The 25,763-nt window shown below is 63.9% G+C and carries 24 protein-coding genes and 1 pseudogene; 7 read left to right on the forward strand and 18 right to left on the reverse strand.

Features of this window, described 5'->3' with window-relative positions:
* Window positions 1–28: 28 nt before the first annotated feature.
* The 3 genes from FJ546_RS12070 to FJ546_RS12080 form a co-directional block, all read right to left on the reverse strand.
* On the reverse strand, window positions 29–1,183 hold the full coding sequence (locus FJ546_RS12070) for an ABC transporter permease (RefSeq protein WP_140889527.1): 1,155 nt from the start codon (window positions 1,181–1,183) through the stop codon (window positions 29–31).
* Window positions 1,180–2,058, reverse strand: a complete 879-nt coding sequence (locus tag FJ546_RS12075) for an ABC transporter permease (protein WP_140889528.1) — start codon at window positions 2,056–2,058, stop codon at window positions 1,180–1,182. Before FJ546_RS12075 ends, FJ546_RS12070 begins: the two co-directional genes overlap by 4 nt.
* Before the next feature lie 154 nt (window positions 2,059–2,212).
* Window positions 2,213–3,004 (reverse strand): ABC transporter ATP-binding protein, encoded by a 792-nt coding sequence (locus tag FJ546_RS12080; protein WP_140889529.1) that lies wholly within the window; start codon window positions 3,002–3,004, stop codon window positions 2,213–2,215.
* 131 nt (window positions 3,005–3,135) lie between these two features.
* On the opposite strand from FJ546_RS12080, the gene FJ546_RS12085 reads away from it, so the two are divergent.
* Window positions 3,136–3,540 carry a cupin domain-containing protein gene (locus tag FJ546_RS12085; RefSeq protein WP_015317160.1) on the forward strand — a complete coding sequence of 135 codons (405 nt, stop codon included), beginning with the start codon at window positions 3,136–3,138 and terminating at the stop codon, window positions 3,538–3,540.
* 17 nt (window positions 3,541–3,557) lie between these two features.
* On the opposite strand, the gene FJ546_RS12090 is transcribed toward FJ546_RS12085, so the two are convergent.
* From FJ546_RS12090 to FJ546_RS12110, 5 genes are read right to left on the reverse strand one after another with little or no spacing between them, the layout of a single operon-like run.
* Window positions 3,558–3,827, reverse strand: coding sequence for a hypothetical protein (locus FJ546_RS12090; RefSeq protein ID WP_246686816.1), 270 nt, complete (start codon window positions 3,825–3,827; stop codon window positions 3,558–3,560).
* Window positions 3,828–3,829: 2 nt separating this feature from the next.
* Complete coding sequence (hydA, locus tag FJ546_RS12095) at window positions 3,830–5,281, reverse strand: dihydropyrimidinase (RefSeq protein ID WP_140889530.1); 1,452 nt, start codon at window positions 5,279–5,281, stop codon at window positions 3,830–3,832.
* Window positions 5,282–5,340: 59 nt separating this feature from the next.
* Window positions 5,341–6,591, reverse strand: a complete 1,251-nt coding sequence (locus tag FJ546_RS12100; protein ID WP_140889531.1) for a Zn-dependent hydrolase — start codon at window positions 6,589–6,591, stop codon at window positions 5,341–5,343.
* Window positions 6,592–6,600: 9 nt separating this feature from the next.
* Window positions 6,601–6,951 (reverse strand): hypothetical protein, encoded by a 351-nt coding sequence (locus tag FJ546_RS12105; RefSeq protein ID WP_140889532.1) that lies wholly within the window; start codon window positions 6,949–6,951, stop codon window positions 6,601–6,603.
* A gap of 11 nt (window positions 6,952–6,962) precedes the next feature.
* The gene (locus FJ546_RS12110; RefSeq protein WP_140889533.1) at window positions 6,963–8,291 is read right to left on the reverse strand and encodes an aspartate aminotransferase family protein; all 1,329 of its coding nucleotides are present in this window, start codon (window positions 8,289–8,291) and stop codon (window positions 6,963–6,965) included.
* Window positions 8,292–8,518: 227 nt separating this feature from the next.
* Here FJ546_RS12110 and FJ546_RS12115 point away from each other — a divergent pair, with 227 nt between their 5' ends.
* On the forward strand, window positions 8,519–9,154 hold the full coding sequence (locus tag FJ546_RS12115; RefSeq protein WP_140889534.1) for a TetR family transcriptional regulator C-terminal domain-containing protein: 636 nt from the start codon (window positions 8,519–8,521) through the stop codon (window positions 9,152–9,154).
* Between the two features lie 16 nt (window positions 9,155–9,170).
* Here FJ546_RS12115 and FJ546_RS12120 read toward each other — a convergent pair whose 3' ends face one another.
* Window positions 9,171–10,043 carry a helix-turn-helix transcriptional regulator gene (locus tag FJ546_RS12120; RefSeq protein ID WP_140889535.1) on the reverse strand — a complete coding sequence of 291 codons (873 nt, stop codon included), beginning with the start codon at window positions 10,041–10,043 and terminating at the stop codon, window positions 9,171–9,173.
* Between the two features lie 104 nt (window positions 10,044–10,147).
* On the opposite strand from FJ546_RS12120, the gene FJ546_RS12125 reads away from it, so the two are divergent.
* Together FJ546_RS12125 and FJ546_RS12130 are read left to right on the forward strand one after the other, a co-directional pair.
* Complete coding sequence (locus FJ546_RS12125; protein ID WP_140889536.1) at window positions 10,148–10,987, forward strand: SDR family NAD(P)-dependent oxidoreductase; 840 nt, start codon at window positions 10,148–10,150, stop codon at window positions 10,985–10,987.
* Window positions 10,984–11,706: an SDR family oxidoreductase gene (locus FJ546_RS12130; RefSeq protein WP_140889537.1), complete on the forward strand. Its 723-nt coding sequence runs from the start codon at window positions 10,984–10,986 to the stop codon at window positions 11,704–11,706. The genes FJ546_RS12125 and FJ546_RS12130 overlap by 4 nt, the downstream gene beginning before the upstream one ends.
* A gap of 9 nt (window positions 11,707–11,715) precedes the next feature.
* Here FJ546_RS12130 and FJ546_RS12135 read toward each other — a convergent pair.
* The 5 genes and pseudogenes from FJ546_RS12135 to FJ546_RS12155 form a co-directional block, all read right to left on the reverse strand.
* Window positions 11,716–11,868 (reverse strand): annotated as a pseudogene (locus FJ546_RS12135) (DoxX family protein); the annotation flags it as partial.
* Window positions 11,864–13,177 carry an NAD-dependent dihydropyrimidine dehydrogenase subunit PreA gene (gene preA / locus FJ546_RS12140; RefSeq protein WP_140889538.1) on the reverse strand — a complete coding sequence of 438 codons (1,314 nt, stop codon included), beginning with the start codon at window positions 13,175–13,177 and terminating at the stop codon, window positions 11,864–11,866. The gene preA and the pseudogene FJ546_RS12135, both read right to left, overlap by 5 nt.
* A 12-nt stretch (window positions 13,178–13,189) precedes the next feature.
* Complete coding sequence (locus FJ546_RS12145; RefSeq protein WP_140889539.1) at window positions 13,190–14,032, reverse strand: methyltransferase domain-containing protein; 843 nt, start codon at window positions 14,030–14,032, stop codon at window positions 13,190–13,192.
* Window positions 14,033–14,037: 5 nt separating this feature from the next.
* Complete coding sequence (locus FJ546_RS12150) at window positions 14,038–15,393, reverse strand: NAD(P)-dependent oxidoreductase (RefSeq protein WP_140889540.1); 1,356 nt, start codon at window positions 15,391–15,393, stop codon at window positions 14,038–14,040.
* 121 nt (window positions 15,394–15,514) lie between these two features.
* The gene (locus FJ546_RS12155) at window positions 15,515–16,249 is read right to left on the reverse strand and encodes a gamma-glutamylcyclotransferase (protein WP_140889541.1); all 735 of its coding nucleotides are present in this window, start codon (window positions 16,247–16,249) and stop codon (window positions 15,515–15,517) included.
* A 165-nt stretch (window positions 16,250–16,414) separates the two neighbouring features.
* Between FJ546_RS12155 and FJ546_RS12160 the strand changes: the two genes are divergently transcribed.
* A complete protein-coding gene (locus FJ546_RS12160; protein WP_140889542.1) occupies window positions 16,415–17,191 on the forward strand; it encodes a VOC family protein in 777 nt (258 codons plus the stop codon).
* Between the two features lie 79 nt (window positions 17,192–17,270).
* Here the strand turns inward: FJ546_RS12160 and FJ546_RS12165 are convergent, their stop codons facing one another.
* On the reverse strand, window positions 17,271–17,759 hold the full coding sequence (locus tag FJ546_RS12165) for a hypothetical protein (protein WP_246686817.1): 489 nt from the start codon (window positions 17,757–17,759) through the stop codon (window positions 17,271–17,273).
* Window positions 17,760–17,961: 202 nt separating this feature from the next.
* Here FJ546_RS12165 and FJ546_RS12170 point away from each other — a divergent pair, with 202 nt between their 5' ends.
* Complete coding sequence (locus FJ546_RS12170; RefSeq protein ID WP_140889544.1) at window positions 17,962–18,351, forward strand: DoxX family protein; 390 nt, start codon at window positions 17,962–17,964, stop codon at window positions 18,349–18,351.
* A 24-nt stretch (window positions 18,352–18,375) separates the two neighbouring features.
* Here FJ546_RS12170 and FJ546_RS12175 read toward each other — a convergent pair whose 3' ends face one another.
* Window positions 18,376–20,817, reverse strand: a complete 2,442-nt coding sequence (locus FJ546_RS12175) for an FAD-dependent oxidoreductase (RefSeq protein ID WP_140889545.1) — start codon at window positions 20,815–20,817, stop codon at window positions 18,376–18,378.
* Between the two features lie 241 nt (window positions 20,818–21,058).
* Entirely contained in the window at window positions 21,059–22,597 is a 1,539-nt protein-coding gene (locus FJ546_RS12180; protein WP_140889546.1) for a trimethylamine methyltransferase family protein, read from the reverse strand.
* Between the two features lie 216 nt (window positions 22,598–22,813).
* Between FJ546_RS12180 and FJ546_RS12185 the strand changes: the two genes are divergently transcribed.
* Window positions 22,814–23,404: a transglycosylase SLT domain-containing protein gene (locus FJ546_RS12185; protein ID WP_140889547.1), complete on the forward strand. Its 591-nt coding sequence runs from the start codon at window positions 22,814–22,816 to the stop codon at window positions 23,402–23,404.
* 13 nt (window positions 23,405–23,417) lie between these two features.
* Here FJ546_RS12185 and FJ546_RS12190 read toward each other — a convergent pair whose 3' ends face one another.
* Window positions 23,418–25,739: an ABC transporter ATP-binding protein gene (locus FJ546_RS12190; RefSeq protein ID WP_140889548.1), complete on the reverse strand. Its 2,322-nt coding sequence runs from the start codon at window positions 25,737–25,739 to the stop codon at window positions 23,418–23,420.
* Window positions 25,740–25,763: the final 24 nt, after the last annotated feature.

The following is a 25,763-nucleotide window of genomic DNA, read 5'->3' on the forward strand; positions in this document are numbered from 1 at the left end:
GAAGTTAGCACCCTTAAACCCACCGCCCCTATCCACCACGGACAGAGGGATGCCAAAACGTGACGGCTCTTTCGACAAGAGCGACCACGCCATAAAAGACCGAACCCGCAAGTGCTGCAACTGCGATTTCGGCCCAGACCATGTCGATGTTCATCCGCCCGACCTCGGTCGAGATGCGGAAGCCCATGCCGACCACGGGCGTGCCGAAGAACTCGGCGACGATGGCGCCGATCAGTGCCAGCGTCGAGTTGATCTTCAGCGCGTTGAAGATGAAGGGAGCGGCCGCCGGCAGCCTGAGCTTGATCAGTGTCGGCCAATAGCCCGACGCGTAGGTGCGCATCAGGTCGCGCTCCATATGGCCTGATGCGGCGAGCCCGGCGACCGTGTTCACCAGCATCGGGAAGAACGTCATGATGATGACGACCGCCGCCTTGGACTGCCAGTCGAAGCCGAACCACATGACCATGATGGGCGCCACGCCGATGATCGGCAGCGCCGAGACCATGTTGCCGATCGGCAAAAGCCCACGCCGCAGGAACGGCACGCGGTCGGCGAGGATGGCGGTGATGAAGCCGGCGCCGCTGCCGACGACATAGCCGAAGATCACCGCCTTGAAGATGGTCTGGCGCACATCGGCGCCGAGCACCGGAAGCGAACCGGCGATGCGCGCGCCGATGGCGCTTGGCGGCGGCAACAGGATGAAGGGGATGCCGGCGCCGCGCGTCACCGCTTCCCAGATTATCAGGATCCAGGCGCCGAAGATGGCGGGGATGACCAGGCGCAGCGCTTTGCGGGCCGAGTTCGCCATCGGGCGAAGCCCCGACAGCACCGCCACGCAGCGCCAGCCAAGCAGCCAGGCAGCCGCGAGCAGCAGGAAGTACGGCGCCAAGGCCGTGCCCTCGAACCCCGCAATGCCCGAGATCAGCAGCCAGGCAACGAGATGGGCGCCGACGAACAGCACGACGGCCTCTGCAAGCGAAGGAATCCTGAGCATCGAACCCAGCGCCGCCACGATCGCCAGGCCGAGCATCAGGCCCTTGGTTCCGAGATAGGGATAGTTGATGCTGACGGTCGGGTCCGCGAGCGCTGCCGCTTCCGGCTTCGACATCGCGCCGAGCGCGATTGCGATCACGCACAACACGATCGCCAGCACGGCTTGCCAGGAGGGTTTCAGCCAGGTCATGCCGGCCTCCCGCCCATGGCGCGATCGACGATGCGCCCGGCAATTCCGACCACCATGACCAGCAGTGCCGCCACGATGGAGCCGGCGACCAGCGCCGACCAGATGTCGATGGACTGGCTGTAATAGGCGCCGGCAAGCAGCTTGGCGCCGATGCCGGCGACAGCACCTGTCGGCAGTTCGCCGACGATGGCACCGACAAGGCTCGCCGCCACCGCCACCTTCATCGAGGTGAACAGGAACGGCACCGAGGCCGGCACGCGCAGCTTCCAGAAGGTCTGCGACGCACTGGCATTGTAGGTGTGCATCAGGTCGAGATGCATGATCTCGGGCGAGCGCAGCCCCTTCACCATGCCCACCGTCACCGGGAAGAACGACAGATAGGTCGAGATCATCGCCTTCGGGATCAGCCCGGTGATGCCGATCGCCGCCAGCACCACGATGATCATCGGCGCCACCGCCAGGATCGGAATGGTCTGCGAGGCGATGATCCACGGCATCAGGCTGCGGTCGAGCGTCGCCACATGCACGATGCCGACGGCGATGATGATGCCGAGCGCGGTGCCGAAGGCAAAGCCGAGCAGCGTCGACGACAACGTCACCCAGGCATTGTAGACGAGGCTGCGGCTCGAGGTGATGGGCCGCAGAAACGTGTTCTCGAAGAAGTTCACCGTCACCTGATGCGGCGCCGGCAGCGTCGGCTTCGGCTGCGCCAGCGTCTTGCCGATGAACTCGACGGCGCCCGGCGTTTCGTTGGCCCGGGTGTCGAGATCACGCTGGAACGGCGCGTTGAGGATGACGGCGAAGACGTACCAGAGCACGACGACGCCGGCGAGGATGGAGGTCACGGGGACGAGCTTGTCGCGGAAGCTATCCATCTAGTGCTGCCCTCTTCCCGCCAACAAGAGAGGACGAGGCCACCCATCCTTCGTCATCCCGAAGGCATGGTTGGCCGCCCCCTCACCCAGCCTCCGCTTCGCTCCGGCCATCCTCACCCCGGTTGGGAGAGGAGAAGTCTCGTCCTGCCCCCGCTCAATCATCATAGCTGTGCCCCGTCCTCAACCCATCGCGCACGCGGGCAGCTATCGCCAAAAACTCCGGCGTCTCGCGGATGTCGAGCGGCCGCTCCTTCGGCAGCGTCGACTCGATGACATCGCTGACGCGGCCCGGGCGCGGCGACATGACGACGATGCGCGTCGACAGATAGACTGCTTCCGGAATGGAGTGGGTGACGAAGCAGATGGTCTTGTTGGTCCGCCCCCACAACTCCAGCAATTGCTCGTTGAGGTGGTCGCGCACGATCTCGTCCAGCGCGCCGAACGGTTCGTCCATCAGCAGCAGGTCGGCGTCGAAGGCCAGCGCTCGCGCGATCGAGGCGCGCTGCTGCATGCCGCCGGAAAGCTGCCAGGGGTATTTCTTCTCGAAGCCCGAGAGGTTGACGAGATCGAGCGTGCGCTTGATGCGTTCCGCCTGCTCCGCCTTCGACAGGCCCATGATCTCCAGCGGCAGCGCGACATTGCGCTCGATGGTGCGCCACGGAAACAGGGCGGCTGCCTGGAAGACATAGCCATAGGCGCGTTTCTCGCGCGCCTGCTCCGCCGTCATGCCGTTGACCGAGATCGTGCCTGATGTCGGTTTCTCCAGATCGGCGATGACGCGCAGCAGCGTGGTCTTGCCGCAGCCGGACGGTCCGATGAAGGAGACGAACTCCCCCTTGCCGATCGTCAGGTCGACGTTGGACAGTGCCTGGACGGGGCCGTCATTGGTCTGGAAGGTGAGGCCAAGTTTGCTTGCCGCGACGACGGCTGGCGAAATCCCTGTCATCGGCCGCTGCCTGCCTGTTCCCGCCAAAGGGGCGTCGGCCGGAATCCGATTGCTTTTATCGCGATGTTGTTTTCCACTCGCCCTGTCCCATTGGCCCTGTTCCACGCAAATCGACGCCCGGAGTTTCCCCGATGTCGCCCAAACCCACTTGTCATCTTATCCGCCCTGAAAGCACTTATGAAGGCAAGCAGGGACTGACCTATTTCGCTGGCATCGCCACGGAGTCGGTCGGCTCCTCCGGCATCTGCATGCACGTGCTCACGATGCCGCCCGGCGCCCGCGCCAAAGCGCATCTGCACGAGAACCATGAAACTGCGATCTACGTGCTCTCCGGCGAGGTCCATACCTGGTATGGCGACCGGCTCGAACACCACATCGTCGTCAAGGCCGGCGACCTCTTCTACATTCCGGCCGGCGTGCCGCATCTGCCGGCCAATCTGAGCAACGCCCCGTCCTCGGCCGTCATTGCGCGCACCGACCCAAACGAACAGGAGAGTGTCGTCCTGCTGCCGGAACTGGATGCGCTGGTCGCCTGAGGTCGACGGGATCGCCGTCATTTGCACCGCGAGACTTCCCCCATCACATTGCCGTCCGCATCGGCAATCGTCAGCTTCTTGGTGTTCTTGACGCTGCGCTTGATGGTGAAATTGGTCGGCTCCTGTCCCTTCAGCAGGATATAGGCATCACCGTTCTGGTAACCGGCCTTGATGCCGGCACAGCCGACATCATTGCCCCAGGAGCCAGCCAGCACGCCAGCCGCGGTCGCCGGGTCACCGGCAACTGCCGCCAAGACCATCGAGATGAGCGCGGCCGAACGCGCCAAGCCTAAACCCCCGTCGCCGGGATGCCCGTGCGTTCCACCTTGCGCGGCGCGGTGATCTCTTTCCACGTCGACAGCGCCCGGTTGACCGCGGCGTTCGGCTCGCGGCCGACGAACTGGCCGTGGCCGGGCTTTGCCTTCACCTCGGTCTCCTCGATCGACAATTCGCCACGCGAGAAGACGAAGCGCGGCAGGCCGGTCACCTCGACGCCCTCAAACACATTGTAGTCGATCACCGACTGCTGCTTCTTGGCCGAAATCGTCTTCTTGCGCTTCGGATCCCAGACGATGATGTCGGCATCAGCCCCTTCGACGATGGCGCCCTTCTTCGGATACATGTTCAGGATCTTGGCGATGTTGGTCGAGGTCACCGCGACGAACTCGTTCATCGTCAGCCGCCCGGTGTTGACGCCCTTGGTCCACAGCACCGGCAAACGGTCCTCGAGGCCGCCTGTGCCGTTGGGGATCTTGGTGAAATCGTCGACACCGAAGCGCTTCTGCTTGGTGGTGAAGGCGCAATGGTCGGTCGCCACCACCTGCAGCGACCCGGCCTGTAGCCCGGCCCACAGCGAATCCTGATGCAGTCTGTTGCGGAAGGGCGGGCTCATCACCCGGCGCGCCGCATGGTCCCAGTCCTTGTCGAAATACTCGCTCTCGTCCAGCGTCAGATGCTGGATCAGCGGCTCGCCGAACACGCGCATGCCTTTCTGGCGCGCCCGCCGAATGGCCTCATGCGCCTGCTCGCAGGAGACATGCACGACATAGAGCGGCACGCCGGCCATGTCGGCGATCATGATGGCGCGATTTGTCGCCTCGCCTTCCACTTCCGGCGGCCGCGAATAGGCATGGCCCTCCGGGCCATTGTTGCCGGCGGCGAGCAGTTTCTGCGAAAGTGCGGCAACCACGTCGCCATTCTCGGCATGCACCAGCGGCAGCGCGCCAAGGTCGGCGCAGCGCTGGAACGACGCATACATCTCGTCGTCGTCCACCATCAGCGCGCCCTTGTAGGCCATGAAGTGCTTGAACGAGGTGATGCCCTTGTCGACGACGGTCGCCATCTCGTCGAACACCTGCTTGCCCCACCAGGTGACCGCCATGTGAAAGGAATAGTCACAGGCAGCTTTCGACGTCTTGTTGTCCCACATCTGCAAGGCTTCGAGCAGTGACTGCTGCGGCGCCGGCAGACAGAAATCGACCACCATCGTCGTGCCGCCGGCAAGGGCTGCCCGCGTGCCGGATTCGAAATCGTCGGCCGAATAGGTGCCCATGAATGGCATTTCGAGATGGGTGTGCGGGTCGATGCCGCCCGGCATGACATAGCAGCCGGTGGCGTCGTACTCATGGTCGCCGTGCAGGTCGGAGCCGATGGCGACGATCTTGCCCTGCTTGACGAGCACATCCGCCTTCAACGTTCGGTCGGCGGTGACGACGGTGCCGTTCTTGATGACTTTGGTCATTTTCTTGTTCCCTTGTTCTCTTCGCGCTTCTTCATGAGCGGCGTTTGGAATCTCTAGGCTCACTCCACGATGACGGCGGTCTCCACCACCGCGTGGAACAGGACGTCGGCGCCGGCGCCGGCCCATTCCTTGGTGATTTCCTCGGCCTCGTTGTGCGATAACCCGTCGACGCACGGGCACATCACCATGGCGGTCGGCGCGACGCGGTTGATCCAGCAGGCGTCGTGGCCTGCACCGGAGACGATGTTGCGGTGCGTATAGCCGAGCCGATCGGCGGCATCGCGGATGGCCTTCACGCAGCCGGCATCGAAGGTGACCGGATCGAAATGGCCGACCTGCTCGACCTTGTACTGGATGTCGAGCGCCTCGCAGATCGTGTCGATGCCTTCGCGGACGCGCGCATCCATGGCATCGAGCACTTCCTTCTCGGGCGAGCGAATGTCGATGGTGAAGACGGTGCGGCCGGCGATGATGTTGCGCGAATTGGGGTAGGCTTCCATGTGGCCGACCGCCCCGACGGCATCCGGCTGGTAGTCCATGGCGATCTCGTGCACCAGTTCGATCACGCGCGCCATGCCGAGACCGGCATTGCGGCGCTTGGGCATCGGCGTGGAGCCGGTATGGGCTTCCTTGCCGATCAGCGTCACCTGCAGCCATTTCAGGCCCTGGCCATGGGTGACGACGCCGATGTCGATGTCTTCGTCCTCGAGAATCGGCCCCTGTTCGATATGCAGTTCGAAGAAGGCGTGGATCTTGCGATCGCCGACCTTCTCGGTACCCTTCCAGCCGATGCGTTCCAGTTCCTCGCCGAATTTCTTGCCGTTCTTGTCCGTGTGCTCATAGACGTCTGCCTGGTCGAGCACGCCGGCGAACACGCCCGACGCCATCATCGCCGGGGCAAAGCGCGCGCCTTCCTCGTTGGTCCAGTTGGTGACGACGATCGGGTGTTTCGTCTTGATGCCGAGATCGTTGAGCGAGCGCACGATCTCCAGGCCGCCGAGGACGCCCAGCACGCCATCATATTTGCCGCCGGTCGGCTGCGTATCGAGATGGCTGCCGACATAGACCGGCGGCAGGCTGGGGTCGGTGCCTTCGCGGCGGGCAAACATCGTGCCCATCTCGTCGACGCCCATTTCGAGCCCGGCGTCATCGCACCAGCGCTTGAACAGATGCCGGCCCTCGCCGTCTTCGTCGGTCACGGTCTGGCGATTGTTGCCGCCGGCAATGCCGGGGCCGATCTTCGCCATTTCCATTATCGAATCCCACAAACGGTCTGAATTGATTCGCAGATTCTCGCCGGGCGCGGCCATATGAAATTCCTATGCCGTAAGTTCATCAAGAAACATTTGTGCCAAGCGCGGCTCACCAGGTTGGTTTGGTCCGTGCGCAGCCCGCAGTTCATTCAGTCGTTGCATCGGGGCAAACATATCCGCAAAACCCAATCTCTCTCGAACTGACGCAAGCTCGATGCCAATCCTCTCAAGCTGCTTTGCACTTTCAGGCATATGCCGTTCTTCAAGATGTGCCGGAACAATGCCACTATTCTGGTGAAACAGACCCCACCGTCCGCGGGCACAGTCGCCAAGCGCGAGAATCAAGGCGTCAGTGTAGGCAGCCTCAAGCGACTGCCTTTCCTTATCCAATGACGCTTCGCGCTTAGCAGAACCCATTCGCGCTTTCCCTAGTCTATCGACCGCAGCACTTCACGCACATGGTCGATCAACTCGTTGATCTGGCCCTTGGTGATGATCAGCGGCGGCGACAGCGCGATGATGTCACCGGTGGTGCGGATCAGCGCGCCGCGCTCGAACGCCTTGACGAAGGCCGAGAAGGCCCGCTTGGTCGGGCTGCCGGCGATCGGCGCCAGTTCGATCGCGCCGATCAGGCCGATGTTGCGGATGTCGATGACATGCGGCTCGTCCTTCAGCGAGTGCAGCGCGTCCTCCCAATAGGGCGCCAGTTCCTCGCCACGGGTGAGCAGGCCCTCTTCCTTGTAGGTGTCGAGCGTGCCCAAGGCCGCGGCGCAGGCGATCGGATTGCCCGAATAGGTGTAACCGTGGAAGAACTCGATCATATGCTCGGGGCCGGTCATGAAGGCGTCGTGGATTTCCTTCTTCACGAACACCGCGCCCATCGGGATGACGCCGTTGGAGACGCCCTTGGCGGTGGTCATGATGTCGGGCGTGACGCCGAAATAGTCGGCCGCGAACGGCGCGCCGAGACGGCCGAAGCCGGTAATGACCTCGTCGAAGATCAAAAGGATGCCGTGCTTGGTGCAGATTTCACGCAGCTTCTGCAGATAGCCCTTGGGCGGCAGGATGACGCCGGTGGAGCCGGCGACCGGCTCGACGATGACCGCTGCGATGGTCGAGGCGTCATGCAGCGCAACGATGCGCTCCAGTTCGTTGGCGAGCTCCGCGCCATATTCCGGCACACCCTTCGAGAAGGCGTTCTTTTCCGGCAGATGCGTATGCGGCATATGGTCGACGCCGCCGAGCAGCGTGCCGAACATCTTGCGGTTGGAGACGATGCCGCCGACCGAGATGCCGCCGAAATTGACGCCGTGATAGCCGCGCTCGCGGCCGATCAGACGGGTCCGGGCACCCTCGCCCTTCATGCGGTGATAGGCGATCGCCATCTTCAGCGCCGTCTCGACCGATTCCGAACCGGAATTGGTGAAGAAGACATGATCCATGCCCATGGGCGCGATGTCGACCAGGCGGTTGGCCAGCTCGAACACAATGGGATGACCCATCTGGAAGGCCGGCGCGTAGTCGAGTTCGGCGGCCTGGTGCTGGATCGCCTCGGTGATCTTCGGCCGGCAGTGGCCGGCGTTGACGCACCACAGACCGGCGGTGCCGTCGAGCACCTTGCGGCCATCGCTGGTCGTGTAGTGCATGTCCTTGGCCGACACGAACATGCGTGGCGCCTGCTTGAACTGCCGGTTTGCCGTGAACGGCATCCAGAATGCACTGAGATCGTTCGGCGTGACTTTCAGCCGGTTGGACATGACCAAGACTTCCCCTTGTAACCTGTTTCGGTGCGTCCAACGCTTGGTCTTTGCGCCGTTTTCATGCTACGCAAATTTTTGACCGATTGGACAAACGTTAGCACCGCCCTGTCGGCGGTCAAGGGATTACTAGCGGAAATGCGGCTCCTGAAGTGCGTTCCACAGCCTAGGGAAAAACTGGTCCAGAGAATTGGTCCAGATGACCGCCAACATGAGGGTTCGCAACGGTGAACACCGGCAAGGAAGCCCCTCGCCGCACCCGCATCCAGCAGGAAAAGCGCGAACTCATCCTGGAAGCCGCCCTCGAGGTGTTCTCCACCAATGGTTTTCGCGGTTCGACCATCGACCAGATCGCCGAAGCAGCCGGCATGTCGAAACCGAACCTGCTCTATTACTTCCGCCGCAAGGAGGACATTCACGAGACGTTGATGCTGCGCCTGCTCGACACCTGGCTGGCGCCGCTGCGCGAACTCGACGACATCGGCGATCCGCTGACCGAGCTCAGGAGCTACATCAGGCGAAAGCTCGAAATGGCGCGCGATTTCCCGCGCGAGAGCCGGCTGTTCGCCAACGAAATCCTGCAAGGCGCGCCGCGCATCATGCCGCTGCTGGCCGGCGATCTGAAGACGCTGGTCGACGAGAAGGCCGCCGTCATCAAGGGCTGGATGCGCGCCGGCAAGATCGCCCGCACCGACCCTTGGCACCTGATCTTCTCGATCTGGGCAACGACGCAGCACTACGCCGATTTCGACGTCCAGGTGCGCGCTGTGCTCGGGCCGAACCGCGGCGGCGACGGGCGCTTCGAGGACGCGGCACGGTTCCTGGAGCAGTTGTTCCTGGATGGGCTGAAGCCGAAGGGCTGACCCCCGCCACGACGGCTCAGGCGCTACGCCGCTCGGCCGGAAGCGCGTCCAGCAAGGATTGCAGCTTGGCAATCGAGTTCTGCTCGGCGAGCGGCGTGTAGACGACCAACCTCATGTCAGAGCCATCGTCGATCGACAGGCTCATATGCTCGAATGTCATCGCACCCGCAATCGGGTGCCGCACGTGCTTCAGCCCGGTCAGTCTTCGTGCCACGTCCCTCAGGGGCCACCAGTCACGGAACTCGGGGCTCGAGCGCATCATAAGCGCGATCAGCCGGTCGAAATCGGGATCACCGACATATTTGGCGCTCTCCGCCCGAAACGACGCGAGCACCACGCGGGCGAGTTCTTCCCAGTCGACCAGCAAACGCCGGTGGTGCGGGCTGGTGAACACCATGTGGACGATGTTGCGGGCGTCACCCTCGAGAAGGCCATAGTCGCCGAACACCGCGACGGCCGCGTCGTTCCAGGCCAGCACGTCCCAGCGTCGGCCAACGACGTAGGCGGGTTGCAGGACGAGGCTTTGCAACATGTGCAGCAAGGGACCGTCGGCCTTTTCCGGCGCGGCGGCGCTCCGCTCCGGCTGCTGACGCCCGGCAAGGATGAACAGGTGCCGCTTCTCGACGGCGTCGAGGCGCAGCGCCTCGCTTAACGCCGTCAGCACCTCCACGGAAGGGCGCACGTCCCTGCCCTGTTCCAGCCAGGTGTACCAGGTGGTGCCGACGCCGGCGATCATCGCCACCTCTTCGCGGCGCAGGCCCGGCGTGCGGCGCCTGAGGCCGGTCGAGATGCCGGTCGCCGAGGGTGTCAGCCTTTCGCGCCGCGAGCGCAGGAAAGCCCCAAGCTCGCGCCGGCGGCTGTCTTCGGCGGAATGGGAGGAAGCATCCATGCTTGTTATTATAGCAGTATTGATACCAGGATAAAGTTTGAACTGTTTGAGATCGGCCTGATATCCCATCTTGCGTGCAGAGCAGCAGACAGGAGGCTCTGGACATGGACCTGAAAGACAAGACAATCCTCATCACCGGCTCGACCGACGGCGTCGGCCGCGTCGTGGCGCAAAGACTGGGCACCGCCGGCGCCCGCGTGCTCGTGCACGGCCGCGATGCGGCGCGCGGCAAGGCAGCGGTTGCCGCGATCGAAACGGCTGGCGGCAAGGCGGAATTCCTCGCCGCCGACCTTGCCTCACTGGCCGAAATTCGCCGCCTCGCCGAGGCGGTACGTGCCCGGACGAACCGGCTCGATATCCTCATCAACAATGCCGGCATCGGCACGGCAGGCGCCAAACGGCAGATCAGTGCCGATGGCTACGAACTGCGCTTCGCCGTCAACTATCTCGCCGGTTTCCTGCTGACCTCGGAGCTTCTGCCGCTGCTGAAGGCCAGCGCTCCGGCGCGCATCGTCAACGTCGCCTCGGCGGGCCAGCAAGCGATCGATTTCGGCGACGTGATGCTCACCCACGGCTATAGCGGCGTGCGCGCCTATTGCCAGAGCAAGCTGGCGCAAATCCTGTTCACCGTCGATCTGGCGGAACAGCTGAAAGGCACCGGCGTCACCGTCAACGCGCTGCATCCGGCAAGCTACATGAACACCACTATGGTCCGGCAGGCCGGCGTGACGCCATGGAGTTCGGTCGAGACCGGCGCCGAAGCCATCGTCAACCTCGCCGCCGCACCCGCGCTCGAAGGCCGCAGCGGCCTCTATTTCGACGGACTGCGCGAAGCCCGCGCCGATGACCAGGCCCACGACGCCAGCGCACGGCAACAATTGCGAAGCCTCAGCCTCGACCTTGTCGGCCCTGCCTCCTCAAAATCCAAGGAACAGCACTCATGACCAACACAACCGAACACACAGTCATCATCGGCGGCTCATCCGGCATCGGCCTGGCGACCGCGCGAAAACTGCTCGGCCCTGGCATGAAGGTGACGATCACCGGGCGCAACCAGGACAAGCTCATCGGCGCCTGGAAGAGCCTCGGCGGCGCTGCCGACAAGGCCGCGTTCGATGCGTCGAAGCCGGACGAGGTCCGCCAGTTCTTCGAGCGCCTTGGCCCGTTCGATCACCTCGTCCTGGCGGCCAGCGGTGGCAAGGGCCTTGGCCCGTTCGAGACGCTTGACCTTGCCGATCTCGGCAGCGGCGTCGAAGAGAAGGTGCGGCCGCAACTGTCCTGCCTGCAGGCCGCCTTGCCGACGCTGAACAAATCGGGCTCGGTCACCTTCATTTCGGCGGTGTCGGCTCAGGCCACAATGCCTGGCGTCGCCGGCATCGGCGCCATCAACGGCATGCTCTTGACCGTGGCGCCGATCCTCGCGGTCGAACTGAAGCCCTTGCGCGTCAACGTCGTGGCGCCAGGCGTCATCGACACGCCGTGGTGGGACTTTTTGCCCGACGACCAGCGGCAGACGGTCTTTGCCGAATATGCCGGCAAGACGCCTGTGGGCAGGATTGGCCGCGCCGAGGACATCGCCTCGGCGATTGCCTTCCTCGTGTCCAACGGCTTCATGACCGGTCAGGTGCTGACCTGCGATGGTGGCCTGCGGTTCGCCGCTTGACTACTGTCGCTAAAGCGTCTGCGCGATCAACGTCAGGAAACCGCCGCCCAGCGCGACATTGCCGACGAAGCCGTTGATGTGCGCCGCGCGGTCCGGGCCCTGATGGTCCCAGAAATTGTGGAACATCGGCGTGGCGACGATCAGGAACAGCACCAGGCTACTCCGCAGCCACCTTGGCCATCGGATTGTTCGGATGCGTCGTCCAGTTGGCGTAGATCGGCGACACCGGCTTGCCGGTCCGCTGGTCCATGACGCCGGCAGCCAGCGGCTCCATGGTGATGCAGTTCTCGACCGGGCAGACATTGACGCACAGATTGCAGCCGACGCATTCGGCCTCGATCACCTCGAAGTGTCTCACGCCATCGACCATGCTGGTGATGGCCTGGTGTGAAGTGTCCTCGCAGGCGATGTGGCAGCGGCCGCATTTGATGCAGGCGTCCTGGTCGATATGCGCCTTGGCGACATAGTTGAGGTTGAGATACTGCCAATCGGTGACGTTGGGCGTGGCGCGGCCGATAATGTCGTCGAGCGAGCGGTGGCCCTTCTCGTCCATCCAGTTTTCCAGACCGGCGATCATCTCCTGCACGATCTTGAAGCCGTAGGTCATCGCCGCCGTGCACACCTGCACATTGCCGGCGCCGAGCGCCATGAATTCAGCGGCGTCGCGCCAGGTGGTGATGCCGCCAATGCCGGAGATCGGCAGGCCGCGTGTCTCCGGATCGCGCGCGATTTCGGCCACCATGTTCATGGCGATGGGCTTCACCGCCGGGCCGCAATAGCCGCCATGCGAGCCTTTGCCGTCGATGGTCGGCATCGGCGCGAAACTGTCGAGGTCGACGCCGGTGATCGAATTGATGGTGTTGATCAGCGACACCGCGTCGGTGCCGCCGGCATGTGCCGCCCGCGCGGGCTTGCGGATATCGGTGATGTTGGGCGTCAGCTTGGTGATGACGGGCATGCGCGTATACTGCTTGCACCAGCGCACCACCATTTCGATATATTCCGGCACCTGGCCGACGGCCGCGCCCATGCCGCGTTCCGACATGCCGTGGGGGCAGCCGAAATTGAGCTCGATGCCGTCGGCCCCGGTCTCCTCGACCAGCGGCAGGATGGCTTTCCAGCTTGCCTCTTCGCAAGGCACCATGATCGAGGCGATGAGTGCGCGGTCGGGCCAGTCCATCTTGACCTGCTTCATCTCGCGCAGATTGGTCTGCAGGTCGCGGTCGGTGATCAGCTCGATGTTGTTGAGGCCGAGCAGGCGCCGGTCGGCGCCCCAGATCGCGCCGTAGCGCGGGCCGTTGACGTTGACGACCGGCGGGCCTTCCTCGCCCAGCGTCTTCCACACCACGCCACCCCAGCCTGCCTTGAAGGCGCGGATGACGTTGTAGGCCTTGTCGGTCGGCGGCGCCGAGGCCAGCCAGAACGGATTTGGCGATTTGATGCCGACGAAATTGTTGCGGAGGTCTGCCATGACAGGTCCCTTTCAGCCGAGACGAAGAAGCAGTTCAACGGGTGCGAGAACGCCGCCTTCAAGCGCGGCGGTGACATTGGCGATCTTGGTGCCGGCGTCTTCGCCCATGACAAGGCCGACGCCGGACGGCGCTTTCCTGCCTTCCGCTTGCGCCGCGGCCATCCGGGCACGTATCGCGGCGAAGAATTCGACGGCGAAAGCACCGCGCCGCCGCTCGGCGACGACGGAGAAGCCGGAAGCCGTGGCAGCCGAGCGATAGTCGTCGGGCGTGGCAACGAAGGACATGCTCTCATCCGATGCCCATGGCAGCGGATAGGTCAGCGCGCTATCCTTGAGCCGCATCACGTCGTAGACGGCGAAGACGCCGCCAGACCGGAGCACACGCGCGGCCTCGCCCATCAGTTTTTTCTTGTCGGGAAGGTTCATGCCGACATGCAGGATCATGGCCGCGTCGAAGCCGGCATCGGCGAATGGCATGTCCAGCGCGCTGCCTTGCACGAAGTGCGTCCTGTCGGCCATGCCCGTGCGCTTCGACAGGCTGGTCGCGATGTCGACATAGCTTTGCGTAAGATCAATGCCGGTGACGTCGGTGCCTGCTTCGTTGGCGGCAAAACGGGCAGGACCGCCCACCCCCGATCCGATGTCGAGCAGCCTGGCTCCCGGCTTCAAACCCATCTGCCCGATGAGTTCCCTTGTGGCGGCGATGCCGCCAATGTGGAATTCGTCGACCGCTTCAAGATCGCCGGCGCGCAGATGGGCAATGTCCACTCCGGTATCGGCGAGCGCGGCAAGGATGCGCTGCTCGAGGCCAGCTATGTCGTAGTGACGGGCGATGCCCGGTTCCACCGTGGCCATGATCCTTATCCCTGCGTCAGACTCCTGTGCATGCTCTCCGCCGCGTCACGGCCCTGCGCGACCGCCGAAACCGTCAGGTCGTCACCGCCAAAGATGCAGTCGCCGCCGGCCCAGACTTTCGCCAGCGAGGTGCGCCCTTCCGCGTCTACCTTGATGCGGCCGGCCTCGAGCTCGATCGAGGCTCCGCTGCCGTTGAGCGCGGCCGGGACAAAACTCTGGCCGATCGCCTTGAACACCTGGTCGGCGACAAGCGTCAGCGTCTCGCCGGTACCGGCAAGCTTGTCGCCCTTCAATGCCGTGTATTCGAGTTCGATGCCCGACACCTGGCCGGCATCGGTGATCACCCGCTTCGGCTGTAGCCAGTGGCGGATGGTGACGCCGTTGGCGGCGGCCAGGTCCTGCTCGAACTCCGAGGCGTTCATATGCTCCTGGCCGCGCCGGTAGCAGATCGTCACCTCCTCGGCGCCGAGCAGCTTCGACTGCACGGCGGCGTCGATCGCCGTCATGCCGCCGCCGATGACGACGACGCGGCGGCCGACAGGCAGGCTGGCGAGATCGCTGGCCTGGCGCAGCTCGGCGATGAACTCCACCGCATTGGTGACGCCGGCGGCATCCTCGCCATCGGCGCGCAGCGCGTTGACGCCGCCAAGCCCCATGCCGAGGAACACCGCGTCGTAGTTGCGGATCAGGTCGGAGAGCTGATAGTCGCGGCCGAGCGCCTTGCCGTTCTGGATGTCGATGCCGCCGATCGCGGTGACATAGTCGACCTCGGCCTGGGCGAAATTGTCGACGCTCTTATAGGCGGCGATGCCGTATTCGTTGAGGCCGCCGGCCTTCGGCCGCGCCTCCAGTATGGTCACGTCATGGCCATGGCGGGCGAGCCGGTGCGCGGCGGCAAGGCCGGCCGGGCCGGCGCCGACCACGGCGACCGTCTTTCCGGTCGGCTCCAGGCGCGCGTAGAACTGCTTGTTCTCGGCCATCGCGACATCGGTGGCGTAGCGCTGCAGGCGGCCGATCTGCACCGGCTTGCCTTCCGCCACCTCGCGCACGCAGACCTCTTCGCACAGAGTCTCGGTCGGGCAGACGCGGGCGCACATGCCGCCAAGGATGTTCTGGTCGAAGATGGTCTTGGCCGAGCCGATCGGATTGCCGGTCGAGATCTGGCGGATGAACAGCGGAATGTCGATCGAGGTCGGACACGCGTTCATGCACGGCGCGTCGTAGCAGAAATAGCAGCGGTCGGATTCGACCAGCGCCTCGTGGTGATCGAGCGGCGGATGCAGGTCGGAAAAATTGTCCGCATATTGCTCGGCTGGAAGCCGGCCGCCGACGATACCTTCCTTGAACTGGCCCTCTGGCATTGTCAGTTCCCCATGTTTTCGTTTTGGGGAAGGCTAGCACGTTTTATTTTTTTATCAATTGGTCAATTTTTGGCACAAACAGCTGAAAAGGCTCGATAAAAACATGATTTTTTTACTCATGTTATGCTGTGGACGGCTGCTCTTGCCTGGGTGCGCCGCCCTCGTCGACCGGCCGGCCGTGGAGTGCCCGGACCTCGTCCGCCACCAGTTCCTGCAGCCGCCACAGATTGCGGTCATGGATGCCGAACGCTTCGAGATGGCTGACCGTGTTGTAGAGATATTCGGCGCCGGAACCGATATGGCCGCAGGCCCTGGCCAATATGCCCGCCACTCTGTCCAACGGCTGGCCCAGCGACGTTCCCCTGCCCTTCACGCCAACCCAGAAACCGAGTGCGCGGAGCGCGCCTTGCGCCGTATGCATAGGCAGCCACCTGACCGAGCTGACGCTCTCATGGTCGCTGATCTCGCGGCGCAGCAGCCTTTCGATCTGCGCCGGCTTTTCACCGTCCGGCAAACGGTAGATCACGCCGTTGCAGCGACCGCCGCGTTCGAGCGCCATCATCAGCCCCGGCTGCGCGGCGCTGCCGCGCCAGCGCACCATGTCGAGGCAGAAGGAGCGATGCCAGCCGAAGGCCGTGGCGAGCCGTTGCTCGACCGATTCGAATTCCGGCTTCCAGATCAGCGAGCCATAGGCGAACACCCACAGCGGCCCCTCATCCGCTTCGCCGGACAGCCGCATGGCAAGCGTCTGGAAATCCCCGTCCTTCAGCTCCGTCCAGCTCGGGTCCGGGCCGGGATCGGCCTCTTCCCTCTGGCACAGTGCGACAAGCTCCGGCGTGAGCGACATCTGGCGCATGAACAACCCCCTAGCCGTACAGAAATCGAAAATCGCAGGGCACGCAACGAGGAACGCATGTCATGGGCAGGCATTATTGTTCGGGCGGTTGTCGGATTTGCGTAGCCAGGATCGTCCTGCGGTGGATCGGACAACGATCGATGCTGAACGGTGAGGAGACCGACCATGCCGAAATCCCCAATGCCCTTCTTCTGGTACGAACTGATGACTTCAGACCTCGACGCCGCCGAATCCTTCTACACCAAGGTTGTCGGCTGGACGGCGCAGCCCTTCGACAAGGCGCCCGGCATGCCGCGCTACATCGTCATGAACGTCGGCGAGCGTGGCGTCGGCGGGCTGATGACGATGCCAGAGGACGCAGCCAAGATGGGTATGCCGCCGGCCTGGCTCGGCTATATCCACACCAAGGATGTGGACGCGTCGACCAAAGCCTTGAAGGCGGCCAGCGGAGCCGTCCACCGCGAGCCCGATGACATCCCGGGCGTCGGCCGCTTCGCCGTCGTCGCCGACCCGCAAGGCGCGACCTTCATGTTCCTGCAGCCCAACGGCCCCGACCAGCCTGTCGTGCCGGCCAGCACGCCCGGCCATATCGGCTGGCACGAGCTGTACACCAGCGACTGGAAGGCCGCGTTCGATTTCTATTCCGGCCAGTTCGGCTGGACCAATGCCGGCGATTTCGACATGGGCCCGATGGGCATCTACCAGACCTTCAAGGCCGGCCCCGAATCCGGCGGCGGCATCATGAACAAGCCGGCGCAAATCCCCGTCCCGGTCTGGCAGTTCTATTTCAACGTCACCGGCATCGACGCGGCCGCAAAACGCGTCGCCGACAATGGCGGCAAGATCCTGATGGGACCGATGGAGGTGCCCGGCGGCAGCTGGGTCGTGCAGTGCCAGGACCCGCAAGGCGCGCATTTCGCGCTGATGGCGCCGATGCGCTGACGCAAACAGACAACGCCACCACGAAGTGACGGCCTTTCATCGCACACCGATGAAAGGCCGCATTGCTGTGCTTGCCGCCCTATTCCGGCGTCAGCACCGCGACCTTCAGCTCGGCCTTTTTCGCGCCGCTGAACTGGACGGTGGCCGGGCCGGCAGTGAGCTTGAAGCGTACGCTCTTGCGGATGCCGGGGCAGGTTTTCACGCCGCTATAGCCCGCCGACTTGACGGCCTTGCCGTCCTGGATGACATCGATCCAGGCCTCGCCCGACAGGCTGATCTGAATGGCTCCTCCGGCTGGCACCTCCACGCTGGCGACGGCACCGAACGTACCCTCGGCCGGCGCACGCTCGGGCGGCAGCGTAAAACCGGCTTTCGCCGCCGGAACCAGCGCCAGATCCGCGGCAGCACCGACCGCCAGCTCCGCCCCAGCCGGCGTTGCGGGCGCCGCGGCAAACAGCGCCTGCTCCCGCGTCACCGGCCACTTGAAGGCCTCGCAACCGGCGTCCTCGGCCATGGCGAAGCTGGTGCCTGCAAGGAGTGCGAATAGACTGATGACGATTTTTTTCATGGCAAGGGAACCCACAGGTTTAGAGTGTCCATCTCAATACAACCTTAGCGACATAAATGCAACCCTGACGAGAGCGATAGGAGAGGGCATACCGGAGAACATTTCCAATCACCGATTGTTGATGGCGCGCCATGGGAAGTGAATAGTCCATCGCCGGACCATAATCTATGGCCGGACCGGGAGGGTGAAAATGGAGTCTCAGATGAAGCTTTTTGAAGGCCTCTCCAGGTACCAGCCGCAGGCGCTCGGCGTGCTGCGCATCATGACCGCGCTGCAGTTCGTCGAGCATGGCAGCCAGAAACTGTTCAACTTCCCCGTCGGCGACCATGCCGGCACTTTGAGCGGGCTGCCGGTGGCCGCCGGCATCCTCGAATTCGCCGGCGGTATTCTGCTGGCGCTCGGTCTCCTCACCCGCCCGGTGGCGTTCCTGCTCTGCGGCGAGATGGCGATCGCTTATTTCATGGCGCACATGCCGCGCGATTTCTTCCCGGTCAACAATGGCGGCGACTCTGCGATCTCGTTCTGCTTCATCTTCCTTTATCTGGTCTTCGCCGGCGCCGGCGCCTTCGCGCTGGACAACCGCAAAGCATGACGCTCGCCATTCGGGGGCGCGCCTTCACCCCCGCATGCGCTCAAAATTCGCGTCGAACAGCGGCGTCGCCTGGATGCGCGCCGCATGGCGCTTGCCCAGCAACTCGATTTCGAAGCCGTCGCTCTCCTCGGCGATCTCCTTCGGCACATAACCGACGGCGACCGACTTTTTCGAATGATGGGCGTAGCCGCCCGACGTCACCCAGCCGCGCACCGCGCCGCCGAACCAGATCGGTTCATCGCCGATGACATCGGCATCGTCGGCCTCGACAATGAAGGTGCGCAGCCGCAATTTTCCGCCTTGCTTGCGCTCGGTCAGCGCTGCCGCCTTGCCGATGAAATCGGCTTCCTTGCCATAGGCGACGAAGCGGTCGAGCCCGGCTTCGAGCGGCCCGTAGATCGGCCGGTATTCGCGTCCCCATGAGCCATAGTTCTTCTCGAGCCTGAGCGCATTGAGCGCGCGCGAGCCGAACAGGCCGATGCCGAGTTCCGCGCCTGCCGCCATCAGCGCATTGAACGCCGCGCGCTGATATTCCGGCGCCACCCAGATCTCATAGCCGAGATCGCCGGTGTAGCTGACGCGGCCGACTAGGCACGGCGCCATGCCGATATCCATCCTGGCCACCGCCATGAAAGGGACGGCCACGTTCGAAACATCGGCGCGGCTGACCTTGGCCAGCACCTCTCGCGCCTTCGGGCCGGCAATGGCAAGGCCGGTGAGTCTCGCCCCCAGCGCCTCGATATGAACCGAGCCGTCGCCAGGCAGATGCGCCTCGAACCAACGCATATGGTATTGCTCGGCAATGCCGGAGCCGGCGAGGAACCAGCCATCCCCATCTCGATCTGGAGGGCCCAGATTGGCCAGCGTGAAATCGCCGATCAGCCTGCCGTCGTCCTTCAGCATCGGCGCCAGCGTCATGCGGCCGGGTTTCGGCAGTTTGCAGGCAAGCATGTGGTCGAGCCAGGCCGCTGCCCCCTCGCCCGTCACCTTGTATTTGGCGAAGCTTGAAATTTCCGCCAGGCCGACGCCGTCGCGCACCGTCGCGACCTCTCTGGCGACATGTGAGAAATCACTGGAACGCCGCCACGAGAACTCGTCCTTGACGCCTTCCGGCGCGTACCAGAGCGGCACTTCCAGCCCATAGGCGACGCCCCATTGCGCGCCCTTGGCCGACAACAGATCGTAGACCGGTGTCGTCTTCAGCGGCCGCCCGGCGGGCAGTTCCTCATTGGGGAAACGGATCGAAAAGCGCCTGGAATAGTTCTCGCGCACCTTGGCGTTGGTGTAGGCCATCGTCGCCCAGTCGCCATAGCGCGCCACATCCATGGCCCAGATGTCGGCGCCGGGATCGCCCTCGATCATCCAGTTGGACAACGCCAGCCCGACGCCGCCGCCCTGGCTGAAGCCGGCCATGACGCCGCAGGCAACCCAGAAGCCCGGCAGGCCGCGCACCGGCCCGACCAGCGGATTGCCGTCCGGCGCGAAGGTGAAGGGCCCGTTGATGATCTGCTTGATGCCAGTGTTCTGGAAGGCCGGGAAATGCCGGAACCCGACCTCCAGCGACGGCGCGATGCGGTCGATGTCGGGCGCCAGCAATTCATGGCCGAAATTCCAAGGCGTCTGGTATTCCGACCACGGCTTATTGGCTTTCTCATAGGTGCCCATCAGCATGCCGCCGCGCTCCTGGCGCAGATAGAGCTCGCCGTCGAAATCGACCGCGTGGATGATCTCGGTGCCGGTCTTGGTGTTCCACGCGGCAACCTCCGGCATGTCCTCGGTGATCAGGTACATGTGCTCCATGGCCAGAACCGGCAGTTCGAGTCCAACCATGCGGCCAACCTCGCGCGCCCACAGGCCGCCGGCATTGACGACATGCTCTGCCACCACCTCGCCCTTGTTGGTGATGACGCGCCATAGACCGTCGGGCCGCCGCACAATGTCCTCGACCTTGGTGAAGCGCTCTATTTCCGCCCCAAGCTTCCGCGCGGCCTTGGCATAGGCGTGGGTGACGCCGGAGGGATCGAGATGCCCATCCTCCTTGTTGCGGACGGCGCCGACGAACTGCTTGGGGTCGAGCAGCGGCATCAGCTCGGCCGCCTCTTTCGCCGAGATCACTTCCAGATCGATGCCAAGATAGCGGCCCTTGGCGACGACACCGCGCAGCCAGTCCAGCCGCGCCTCGGTCGCGGCGAGCAGCACGCCGCCGGTCAGGTGCACGCCGGTCGTCTGGCCCGACAGTTCCTCGATCTCCTTGTAAAGGCTGATCGTGTATTTCTGCAGCTTGGCGACGTTGGGGTCGCCATTGATCGTGTGCATGCCGCCCGCCGCGTGCCAGGTCGAGCCGGACGTCAGCTCGTCGCGCTCCAGAAGCACCACGTCGGTCCAGCCATGGCGGGCCAGATGGAACAGCACGGAACACCCGACGACACCGCCGCCAATGACCACGACCTTTGCATGCGATTTCATGGATTTTTCTCGTTAATTCAATGGTTTGAAGAGGTGAAGTGAATCGGAAAGGCAGTGCCGGGCGCCCCCCTCTGGCCTGCCGGCCATCTCCCCCTCGAGGGGGAGATTAGCAGTGGCTGCGCCGCCGATCTCTTTTCAAAATTGGTGAGTGGCGAAGCCAGATGTAACAGCCGATCTCCCCCCTTGAGGGGGAGATGCCCGGCAGGGCAGAGGGGGGTGCCGCGCGCCAACGCCGAAGAACTCACGGCTCGCCCTGCCCGATCGCTTCCTTGCGCCTGGCCACGTAGGCTTCGAGCGCCTCGCGCACAGAGACATCCATCGCAGGCTCGACATAGTCTTCCAGCGCCTTCTTCCACAGCCGCGTCGCGCGCGCTGTTGCATCGAGGCTGCCGCCCTCCTGCCAGGCTTCAAAATTCTGCCAGTTGGACAGCATCGGCTGGTAGAAGGCGGTGGCGTAGCGCTCCAGCGTGTGCGGCTCGCCGAAGAAATGGCCGCCCGTCGGCACGGCCCCCAGCGCCTCGACGGCAAGCTCGGCCTCGTCGACCACGATCGGCCGCAGGAACTCCATCATGTGCTGGATCATCTCGACATCGATGATGAACTTTTCGAACGACGCCGTCAGCCCGCCCTCCTGCCAGCCGGCGGCGTGATAGACGAGATTGCCATGACCGAGCACCGCGCCCCACAGCGCCATCAGCGTCTCATAGGCGCCTTGCGCGTCCGCCGCATTGGAGGCCGAGCCGGGCGTCGTCCGGTAGGGCAGCCCGTAGCGCCGCGCCAATTGCCCGGAGGCAATATTGGCCTTGGTGTTCTCAGGCGTGCCGAAGGCCGGTGCGCCGGACTTCATGTCGACATTGGAGGTGAAGGCGCCATACATGACAGGCGCGCCCGGCCGCACCAATTGCGTCAGCACGACGCCGAACAGCGCTTCGGCATTCTGCTGCGCCAAGGCACCCGCCAGCGTCACCGGGCTCATCGCCCCCATCAGCGTGAACGGCGTCACCGCCACCGACTGGCCGAACTCGGCCATGGTCATCAGCCCTTCGGCCATCATCTCGTCGAAGCGGCGCGGCGAGTTGACCGAGATGATGGTGGCGATGCCCGGATCGTCGCGCAGCTGGTCCAATGTCAGCCCGCGCGCGATCGCCATCATCTCGATGCCGTCCAGCGCCCTGCCCCGGCCGATCGCCGAGACATGAAAGCTCTTGTCGGTCAGCGTCAGATTGGTGAAGTAGGTGTCGAGATGGCGCGAATTGGCCGGCAGCTCGACCGGCGCGCAGACCTGGTTGCCGAGCATATGAACGCAGTTGAAATGCTGCGCCAGCCGGGTGAGATCGGCATAGTCGCGCAGATTGCCGGCGCGGCGGCCACGCTCCATGTCGTGCACGTTGGGCGGGCCGGCAACCAGCGTGAAATTGATGGTGTTGCCGCCGAGATGGATTGTGTTGGCTGGGTTGCGCGGCGTCAGCGTATAATTGGAGCGCGTCGTCTTCAGCGCCTCGTCGACCATGCCGCGATCGATGCGGACATTGGCCGAGGCGTGATCGACCCTGGCGCCCGCCTGCTCGAACAGCGATAGCGCCCGCGGGCTCATCACCTCGATGCCGAAATTCTCCAATATATGCATCGAAGCCTGGTGGATCGCCTCGACCTGGTCTGGAGACAGCAATGCCATCGGCGGATAGGGATTGGTCACCCGCCTTTGCGGCAGTTGCGGGATGGGCGCCGGCCCCCGGTTGCTGGTGCGCTCGGCGCCGCGCTTGCGTCTTGGTTCGTTCATGCCGGCATCAAAGCCTTGGCAAACCAGGCAAGCTGTCAGAAATGCGCCGTTTGCGGGCGTGATTTTAGCCAAGGCGGCATTTACGCAGCGCTATTTTATAAAAAGCGGCAGAAAGAGTCGGGATATCTACAGGGCTTTTTCGCGAGCGCTCGTGACCGCGAGGCGTTAACGGCGGCAGCAAGATTCCTTTTATGATTTCGGCCTATTGCTCATCCGATGCGTAGGTCGAGTTTTAGTAAAATTGTAGCAGTTGGCGTGTTGCTGGCACTTTCGGCCTGCGCGACCGCGCCCAGTCACATCAACAATGTCTGTGCCGTCTTCGACCAGAATGACGGCTGGTTCGACAACTGGCAATCCGCAGCCGAACGCACCGCGCAGAAATATGGCGTGCCGGTCCCCGTGCTGATGGCGACGGTGCGCAAGGAATCGGGCTTCAAGAGCAATGCCCGGCCGCCGCGCACCAAGCTTCTCGGCTTCATTCCCTGGAAGCACGTCTCTTCGGCCACCGGTTTTTCGCAGGCGCTCGACGGCACATGGTCGCAATATCAGCGCGAAACCGGCAACTGGGCGGCACGGCGCACCAAATTTGCCGATGCCGTCGACTTCGTCGGCTGGTATCATTCCAAGACGGCAGACACCTACGGCGTCGCCCGCAACGACACCTACAATCTCTACCTCGCCTACTATCTCGGCTGGACCGCCTACGGCCGCGGCAACCGCGGTGACGCCGGCGTACAGGGTTACGCCCGAGCCACCGACAAGATGGCGCGGGACTATGAAGCGCAGTTGCGGCAGTGCGGAAGCTGACAATCAGCCTGGGTTAGTGCCGCCTTGTCGTATCCTTCGGCTTTGAAACGCCGGTTTCGGAAACCTCGTCGCGGATTTCGTGTCGACGGGCTCGCAGGACGGCGTCCGCGTCCTCGACGGCCTTTCCGGTCGCATCGGCTTTCGCACTGGCTTTTTTGCCGCTCGGGCGCGCCGGTGGCGAACCGGCAAAGCCCGGACCTATGCCCTGCGCCGCGTCGTCCGGCACGCCTTCATGCGCCGCATGTTCCTTGTCGAACTTGATCACCGGTTCCATCTTGGCCAGCACGTCGTCGGCCAGCCAGCACAGGCTCATATGGCCGTCGCCGAGATGCTTGACTGGCGGCACCTTGGTCTCGCACAGATTGTCCGGCACCAGCTTCTTGTAGCCGCAGCGTGTCTGGAACGGACAGCCGGTCGGCGGGTTCATCGCCGACGGAATGTCGCCTTCCAGCACGATGTGCCGCTTGACCACGCTGGTGTCGGCGATCGGGATCGCCGACAAAAGCGCCTCGGTATAGGGATGATAGGGCGGCGCGAAGATCTGGTCGGTCGTGCCCTGCTCGACGATGTAGCCGAGATACATGACGACGACGCGGTCGGCGATGTAGCGCACCACCGACAGATCGTGGCTGATGAACAGCATTGTCGTCTTGTTCTTGCGCTGTATGTCCATCAACAGTTCGGTCACCGCCGCCTGCACGGACACGTCGAGTGCCGAGACCGGCTCGTCGGCCACCACCACCTTGGCATCGCCGGCAAAGGCGCGCGCCACGCCGATGCGCTGCTTCTGGCCACCGGACAGCTGGCGCGGCTTGCGCGTCTCGAAGGCGCGCGGCAGCTTCACCAGGTCGAGCAATTCCAGCATGCGCTTGCGCCGGTCGGCGACCGTCTTGCCGACATTGAACTTCTCCAGCGTGCGGATGATCTGCGACCCGACCGAATGGCTGGGGTTCAGCGTGTCGAACGGGTTCTGGAACACCATCTGGATCGACGACACGGTTTCGACGCTGCGGCTCTCGATGCCGGTCGCCTGGATCTGCTTGTTGCCCAGCGTCACCGTGCCGGCACTTGCCGTCTCCAGGCCGAGCAGCACCTTGGCCAGCGTCGACTTTCCGCAGCCGGATTCGCCGACGATGGCGACGGTCTCGGACTCGCGCGCCATAAAGGAGATGGTCTCGTTGGCCTTGACGACGCGGCCCTCGCTCGAGCCGAACACCTCGCTGCCGCCGACCTTGTAGTATTTCCTGAGATCCTCGATCTTGAGCACCGGCGCGCCGGGCACGACGCGCTCATTGACCTTCTTGGCGCCGGGCGGCAGCGCCTCCCAGTCGATCTCGTTGAAGCGCACGCAGCGTGAGAAATGGCCTTCGTGGCCGGCGACCTCCACCATCGGGATTTCGGCGGCGTTGCAGACGCCCTCGACGAAGTGGTGGCAGCGCGGACCGAAATTGCAGCCTTTCGGCCGCTCATGCGGTAGCGGCAACTGGCCGGGGATGGAGATCAGCGGCCGCGAATTCTTGTCGGCGCCCGGCAGCGGGATCGAGCGGAACAGCCCTTGCGTATAGGGATGGCGCATTCGGTCGAACACGTCCTTGATCTTGCCGGTCTCCACCGCCTCGCCCGAATACATCACGGTGATGCGGTCGCAGGTCTCGAGGATAAGGCCGAGATTGTGCGACACGAAGATCATCGACGTGCCGAACTTCTCGCCCAGTCCCTTGACCAGTTCGACGATGCCCGCCTCCACCGTCACGTCGAGCGCCGTCGTCGGCTCGTCGAGCAGAAGCAGTGCCGGCTTCGACAGCAGCGCCATGGCGATGACGATGCGCTGCTGCTGGCCGCCGGAGAGCTGGTGCGGATAGGAGCGCATCATGCGCTCGGGATCGGGCAGCTTGACCGCACGCACCATTTCGAGGGAGCGTTTGTAAGCCTCTTCCTTCGACACCTTGTCATGGATCAGCGGCACTTCCATCAACTGCTGGCCGACCTTCATCGCCGGATTGAGGCTGGCCATCGGCTCCTGGTAGATCATTGCGATCTTGTTGCCGCGGATGGCGCGCAGCTCCTCCTCGGAGAGCTCGCCCATGTCCTTGCCCTGGAACTTGATCCTGCCGCCGACGATCTTCCCGATGTTGGAAAGGTCGCGCATGATGCCGAGCGACACGGTCGACTTGCCGCAGCCGGATTCACCGACGATGCCCATCGCTTCGCCGGGCATGACCGTGCAGGAAAAATCCATGACGGCCGGTATTTCGCCCTTGCGGGTGAAGAAGGAGATCGACAGGTTTTCGATCTCGATGATCGGCTCTGCGGGATTTCGAACTGCCTCGTTCATGGGTCGCTCCAATCCAAATTCTAC

It is taken from the genome of Mesorhizobium sp. B2-4-19, from assembly GCF_006441315.1.
GTDB lineage: Bacteria > Pseudomonadota > Alphaproteobacteria > Rhizobiales > Rhizobiaceae > Mesorhizobium.

Bases quoted from the DNA above. Each gene is read 5' to 3' on its own strand.
- FJ546_RS12150 (WP_140889540.1), bottom strand. From the start codon at position 15,393: ATGCCAGAGGGCCAGTTCAAGGAAGGTATCGTCGGCGGCCGGCTTCCA.
- FJ546_RS12160 (WP_140889542.1), top strand. From the start codon at position 16,415: ATGCCGAAATCCCCAATGCCCTTCTTCTGGTACGAACTGATGACTTCA.
- FJ546_RS12125 (WP_140889536.1), top strand. From the start codon at position 10,148: ATGGACCTGAAAGACAAGACAATCCTCATCACCGGCTCGACCGACGGC.
- FJ546_RS12085 (WP_015317160.1), top strand. From the start codon at position 3,136: ATGTCGCCCAAACCCACTTGTCATCTTATCCGCCCTGAAAGCACTTAT.
- FJ546_RS12180 (WP_140889546.1), bottom strand. From the start codon at position 22,597: ATGAACGAACCAAGACGCAAGCGCGGCGCCGAGCGCACCAGCAACCGG.
- FJ546_RS12070 (WP_140889527.1), bottom strand. From the start codon at position 1,183: ATGACCTGGCTGAAACCCTCCTGGCAAGCCGTGCTGGCGATCGTGTTG.
- FJ546_RS12130 (WP_140889537.1), top strand. From the start codon at position 10,984: ATGACCAACACAACCGAACACACAGTCATCATCGGCGGCTCATCCGGC.
- FJ546_RS12170 (WP_140889544.1), top strand. From the start codon at position 17,962: ATGAAGCTTTTTGAAGGCCTCTCCAGGTACCAGCCGCAGGCGCTCGGC.
- hydA (WP_140889530.1), bottom strand. From the start codon at position 5,281: ATGACCAAAGTCATCAAGAACGGCACCGTCGTCACCGCCGACCGAACG.
- FJ546_RS12120 (WP_140889535.1), bottom strand. From the start codon at position 10,043: ATGGATGCTTCCTCCCATTCCGCCGAAGACAGCCGCCGGCGCGAGCTT.
- preA (WP_140889538.1), bottom strand. From the start codon at position 13,177: ATGGCAGACCTCCGCAACAATTTCGTCGGCATCAAATCGCCAAATCCG.
- FJ546_RS12110 (WP_140889533.1), bottom strand. From the start codon at position 8,291: ATGTCCAACCGGCTGAAAGTCACGCCGAACGATCTCAGTGCATTCTGG.
- FJ546_RS12190 (WP_140889548.1), bottom strand. From the start codon at position 25,739: ATGAACGAGGCAGTTCGAAATCCCGCAGAGCCGATCATCGAGATCGAA.
- FJ546_RS12105 (WP_140889532.1), bottom strand. From the start codon at position 6,951: ATGGGTTCTGCTAAGCGCGAAGCGTCATTGGATAAGGAAAGGCAGTCG.
- FJ546_RS12175 (WP_140889545.1), bottom strand. From the start codon at position 20,817: ATGAAATCGCATGCAAAGGTCGTGGTCATTGGCGGCGGTGTCGTCGGG.
- FJ546_RS12155 (WP_140889541.1), bottom strand. From the start codon at position 16,249: ATGCGCCAGATGTCGCTCACGCCGGAGCTTGTCGCACTGTGCCAGAGG.
- FJ546_RS12165 (WP_246686817.1), bottom strand. From the start codon at position 17,759: ATGAAAAAAATCGTCATCAGTCTATTCGCACTCCTTGCAGGCACCAGC.
- FJ546_RS12145 (WP_140889539.1), bottom strand. From the start codon at position 14,032: ATGGCCACGGTGGAACCGGGCATCGCCCGTCACTACGACATAGCTGGC.
- FJ546_RS12100 (WP_140889531.1), bottom strand. From the start codon at position 6,591: ATGGCCGCGCCCGGCGAGAATCTGCGAATCAATTCAGACCGTTTGTGG.
- FJ546_RS12080 (WP_140889529.1), bottom strand. From the start codon at position 3,004: ATGACAGGGATTTCGCCAGCCGTCGTCGCGGCAAGCAAACTTGGCCTC.
- FJ546_RS12075 (WP_140889528.1), bottom strand. From the start codon at position 2,058: ATGGATAGCTTCCGCGACAAGCTCGTCCCCGTGACCTCCATCCTCGCC.
- FJ546_RS12185 (WP_140889547.1), top strand. From the start codon at position 22,814: ATGCGTAGGTCGAGTTTTAGTAAAATTGTAGCAGTTGGCGTGTTGCTG.